Annotated in this window: 3 protein-coding genes and 3 pseudogenes; 3 read left to right on the top strand and 3 right to left on the bottom strand. The window is 68.1% G+C overall.

The window, feature by feature from the left end; all coding sequences use genetic code 11:
* Positions 1 to 185: 185 nt before the first annotated feature.
* A complete protein-coding gene (locus JK364_RS53830; protein ID WP_201858787.1) occupies positions 186 to 905 on the bottom strand; it encodes an SDR family NAD(P)-dependent oxidoreductase in 720 nt (239 codons plus the stop codon).
* Positions 906 to 924: 19 nt separating this feature from the next.
* Positions 925 to 1632 carry a hypothetical protein gene (locus JK364_RS53835; protein WP_201858788.1) on the bottom strand — a complete coding sequence of 236 codons (708 nt, stop codon included), beginning with the start codon at positions 1630 to 1632 and terminating at the stop codon, positions 925 to 927.
* Positions 1633 to 1939: 307 nt separating this feature from the next.
* Here JK364_RS53835 and JK364_RS53840 point away from each other — a divergent pair.
* The 3 genes and pseudogenes from JK364_RS53840 to JK364_RS53850 form a co-directional block, all read left to right on the top strand.
* A pseudogene (locus JK364_RS53840) lies at positions 1940 to 3106 on the top strand (IS110 family RNA-guided transposase).
* A gap of 127 nt (positions 3107 to 3233) precedes the next feature.
* The gene (locus tag JK364_RS53845) at positions 3234 to 3830 is read left to right on the top strand and encodes a TetR/AcrR family transcriptional regulator (RefSeq protein ID WP_201858789.1); all 597 of its coding nucleotides are present in this window, start codon (positions 3234 to 3236) and stop codon (positions 3828 to 3830) included.
* 55 nt (positions 3831 to 3885) lie between these two features.
* Positions 3886 to 4199 (top strand): annotated as a pseudogene (locus JK364_RS53850) (hypothetical protein); the annotation flags it as partial.
* A gap of 6 nt (positions 4200 to 4205) precedes the next feature.
* Here the strand turns inward: JK364_RS53850 and JK364_RS53855 are convergent.
* A pseudogene (locus JK364_RS53855) lies at positions 4206 to 4888 on the bottom strand (transposase family protein); the annotation flags it as partial.

Consider the following 4888-nt stretch of genomic DNA (forward strand, 5'->3'; position numbering starts at 1 on the left):
GGGCAGTGTCCACGCCGAAGCATGCCGCCGAGTGCCCCTGCCGGTCGATGTCCGGCCGGAGTAGGGGCCCCGTCCTCAGCTGTAGCTGCGACCGCGCACCATCGTCGGCGGTGCCTACGGCGCCGCCGACGATGGAATTGCGATGGGGCTGCTGCTCGGCTCATGTGGGGCAGGCGGGAGCCGGGTCAGACTGCGGAACGGCCGCCGTCGGCGGCGATGATCGCCCCGGTTGTGAAGCTGGCCCGGTCACTGGCCAGGAAGGCGACCACCTCGGCGACTTCGGTCGGGTCGGCCACCCGCGCCAGCGGCACCGTGTCGCCGTATCCGCCGACATCTTGGCCGAGTGACTCGACCGCCTTCGCCGAGCGCATCGGACCCGGCGAGACGGCGTTGACGCGGACGTTCGCCTGGGCGAACTGGGCGGCCCAGGCACGGGTCAGGGACTCCAGCGCCGCCTTGGTCGCGCCGTAGACGGCCATGGCGGGCATGCCGATGCCTGCGGCGGTGGAGGAGATGTTGACGATGCTGCCGCCCCCGTTCGCGGCCATCCGCGGTGCCAGGACCGTGGTGAGCACGAAGGGAGCCCGCACGTTGACAGCGAACGCATCGTCGAAGGCGGCGGGTTCCTGCGTCGCGCCGAGCAGGACCGCGGCGTTGTTGATAAGAATATTGACGGGGCCGACCGCGTCGGCGAGCCGCCGCACGTCCTCGACCTTGCTCAGATCAGCCGACAGGAAGCGGAGTCGCCCGCCGAGATTCTCAACCACCTGGGCACCGCGCCGCGGGTCGCGTCCGGTGACCGTGACATCAGCACCGCCGGAGGCGAGGATCCGCGCCACCGCGTACCCCAGTCCACCGATGGCACCGGCGCCGGTGACCAGTGCGTTCTTTCCCTTGAAATCCATGAGCGTGGCCTTCGTCGGGTCAGCGCGCCGCGGCGGCCGCGTTACGGATCCAGCTGCGGAATTCGATCGCCAGGTGCTCGCAGTGACCCTCGATCATCGAGTCCGGAGCGGCCGACGGATAGACGACGCGTACCACCACGTTCGCGCCGGTCTCGGTGTCCCGCGCCTGGTGCAGGCAGTACGCGAAGGGAGTAGCGTCGTCCAGGCTGAGCAGGGCGTTCATCAGCGTCACCGGGTAGGACGCGTCGAGGAATGCGCTGACAGCGGCGGGCAGTTCGCGCGCTACCGAGACCTTGAACCGGGTGAGGTGGCCGCCGATCGTCTCCACCATGCCGCCCGTGTAGGTGGGCGGTTCGACGTAGTGCTCGGGGTGGGCGTTGACGAGCAGTGACTTGTCCTGGAAGCGGCCGGTGCCGGCTTGCGCGGCGAACCAGTTGGCCAGGTCGGTGCCGCTGAGCCCGCGGACGGTGAACTCGGTGCGCGACTCACGGAAAGTGCCTCCCGAGGCCGCGACGAGCTCCTTGTAGTAGCGGTCGCCGGCGTCGATCTGCTCGGCGAGCAGGTCCATCATCACCTGGCCGCCGGCCACGTTCTTCAGGTTCATCAAGGCCCGGCGTGCGGCCTTGAGCTCCCACCGGTCGATTTCGGTCTCGTCGAAGGTGCGGCCCATGGTGTGCACATCGACGGTCACGAGGGTGGTCTGCTGTGCTTCGGTGTGGGTGTTCACGTGTGTTTCCTCATCGGTTTGGGGAGTCGGCCATCTGGCAGACTCCAGGTGGTAGCCAGCGGCAGGTGAGCACTCCTGGTTCCTGGACTGTTGAGTCCTGATGAAGGACCGTGCCCCTGCCGTTCGGCCCGGAGAGTTGATCGCTGATGGGATGTCGTGCCCGCCTCTGGCCGGCGTGAGCACTGCTTGATTAGGTCGCTGACGGTTCTCCGGCAGGCTGCTGAAGGTGATCGGCTTCGAGAGCGGAGGACCGTTGCGACTGTTCGTGGGAGATGACTGGGCCGAGGGCCATCACGACATCGAGGTGATGGACAGCGCCGGCTGACGGCTGGCCTGGGCCCGGCTGCCCGAGGGCGTGACGGGCATGGCCCGGCCGCACCCGATCGTGGGTGAGCTGGCCGGGAAGGACGCCGACAAGGCCGAGGTCCTGGTGGGGATCGAGACCGACCGCGGCCCGTGCGGGCGTGCCCTGGTCGCCGCGGGGTACACGGTGCCGGCCGTCAACCCGTCGCAGGCCGCCCGGTTCCGTGACCGGCTGGGGGGCTCCGGGGCCAAGAGCGACCCCGGGGACGCGCACGTGCTGGCCGACATGGTCCGCACCCACGGCCACGAGCTGCGGCCCGTCGCCGGGGACTCCGCCCAAGTCGAGGCGGTCAAGGTCATCACCCGTACCCACAAGACCCTGATCTGGGAGCGGACCCGGCACGCCCAGCGGCTGCGGCATGCACTGCGCGACTACTTCCCGGCCGCGCTGGATGCCTTCGACGACCTCGACGCCGCCGACACGCTGGAACTGCTCGGCAAGGCCCCAACCCCGGCACAAGCTGCCCGGCTGACCGTGGCGCAGATCAGCGCCGCGCTCAAACGCGCCCGCCGCAAGAACGTGGCCGCCAAGGCAGCAGCGCTCCAAACGGCGCTGCGTGCCGAACACCTGGCTCAGCCGGAGGCGATCACCAGTGCCTACGCCGGGTCCGTCCAGGCCCTGCTCGCGGTCCTGAACGTGCTGAACACCCAGATCAAGACCCTGCAAGGGCAGGTCGAAGCGCATTTTGGCCGGTACCCGGCCGCTGAGATCATCCTCTCCCAGCCGGTGGGAGTCGTCCTCGGCGCCCGGGTGCTCGCAGAGTTCTGCGACGACCCCGCCCGCTACACCTCCGCCAAGGCCCGCACGAACTACGCCGGCACTTCCCCGATCACCCGCGCCTCCGGCAAGAAGAAGGTCGCCCTGGCCCGCTACGTCCACAACGACCGGCTCATCGACGCCCTGCTCACCCAGGCATTCAGCACCCTGCGCGTCTCGCCCAACGCCCACGCCTACTACCAGCGGCAACGCGCCCGCGGAGTCGGCCACAACGCCGCCCTGCGCCAGCTCGCCAACCGGCTCGTGGGCATACTCCACGGATGCCTCAAAACTGGCACCCGCTACGACGAGGCAACCGCCTGGTCGCATCACGCGGAACTGGCTACGGGGTGACATCTACGCTCCTGGGATGTCTTTCATGGCAGGAGGCGGGCAATGCGGATGCGGCGACGGTCCAGCTGCGTACACGGAATGCGCCAGCCCGTTTGCTGCCCGCCCAAATCCACAATAAGATGCGGTCATGCATCTTGCAAGCCCGGAGCCCGCCCCCCGCCGCCGTCGGCGCGGCGCAGAACTGCAGGCCGCTCTACTTGACGCCGCCTGGGAAGAGCTGATGGAACGCGGCTACGCGGGCCTCACCTTCGCCGCGGTAGCGGACGGCGCCGGCACCAGTCGCCCGGTCGTCAACCGTCACTGGGCGACCAAGGCCATGCTGGTCCGTGATGCCATCGGCCATGCCAGCGACAAGTTCCCGCTCACCGATCCCGACACCGGATCGCTGCGCGATGACACGATCGGGCTGCTCGAACAGCTCAACGGGGCGTTCACTGTGTTCGCCGTCGCCATGACCGCACAGTTGGCCGCCTACTTCGAAGAGACGGGAACAACACCTGCCGAGCTGCGTGCGTCCCTGATCGATGAGAGGTGGGCGCTGATCGAGTCCGTCGCGCAGCGCGCCGTCGAGCGAGGAGAGATCGATGGTTCGAAGCTGACCCCACGAATCACACGGTTGCCCTTTGACCTGCTCCGACACGAAGTGCTCATGGACCTGGCGCCAATGTCCGCGCACGCCATCCAGGAGATCGTTGACACGATCTTCATCCCCCTGCTCACATAAGACCCTGCTTAGGGCGTGCAGATCTTTAACTCGTGGCTTTCCATCCGGTGGTTCGTTGGTCTGGCATGAGCGGGTTGGATGGGCAACGGGCTGTGCTGGCAGCCAATTCGAGGCGATTCTGCCGCACCTCGACGAGGGGCAGCGTCGCCTGCTGATAGGGGCGGAGGCCCAGTCCCTCGGCCACGGCGGATCAGAGCAGTCGCCCGTGCCGCCGGTGTCCGTGAGGCCACCCTGTCTGGCGGAATGCGGGAACTCGACTCCGGAGAAGCCCCGTTGGGACGCATCCGTCGGCCCGGTGCTGGCCGCAAACGCGTGGTCGACCGGAACACGGCCGTTCGGGAGGCACTCCTCACACTGGTCGAGCCCGACGTCCTGCCGGGCGTAGACGTCGAGGACGTGCCGAGCGTGGGTCTCGTTCCAGATCAGCAAGTGATCGAGAGTTCACACCGCAGTGTCCCGATCATTCTCTCGCAGTGCGCGTTCATCCGCGGGGACCGCGGGGCGGTCTTCAGGGTTTCGATGTCTTCGGCTTCGAAGACTGCGTCGAAGGATTCGGTGTATTTGCTGTCCCGGTCACGGATCAAGAAGCGCGGTGGCTCCAGGCGCATGCCCTCTGCGAGGGCAAGGTTGCGGGCCTGTTGGGCCGTCCACTGAGCGGTCGGATGTGCGGTCACCCCGGCGACGTGGAGGCGGCGTGTACCGTGCTCGAGGAAGACCAGCGCGTAGACCCGGCGAAGGTCCGCCGGGCCGATGTGCAGGAAGTCGCAGGCGATGATGGAGCTGGCCTGAGCCGTAAGGAACTCGCGCCATGTCGTCGCCATGCGGCGGGGAGCCGGATCGACACCGGCTGCAGTCAAGATCTTCCACGCCGTGGAGGCGCCGATCCCGTGGCCCAGCCGGGCGAGCTCGCCGTGGATTCTGCGGCAGCTCCAGCGTGGGTTCTCCCGCGCCGGCCGCAGCACCAACTCCTTGGGTCCGGCACTCGCTGTAGTCCCACCTGCGTGTAACGAGACGCCGATGCCGGCGGAGCAACGTCCCTGGCGTGACAGGGAACACCT

This window comes from Streptomyces endocoffeicus, assembly GCF_016741935.1.
GTDB lineage: Bacteria > Actinomycetota > Actinomycetes > Streptomycetales > Streptomycetaceae > Streptomyces > Streptomyces endocoffeicus.

Excerpts from the sequence above, each read along its gene's own strand:
- JK364_RS53830 (WP_201858787.1), bottom strand. The coding sequence starts at position 905 with ATGGATTTCAAGGGAAAGAACGCACTGGTCACCGGCGCCGGTGCCATC.
- JK364_RS53845 (WP_201858789.1), top strand. The coding sequence starts at position 3,234 with ATGCATCTTGCAAGCCCGGAGCCCGCCCCCCGCCGCCGTCGGCGCGGC.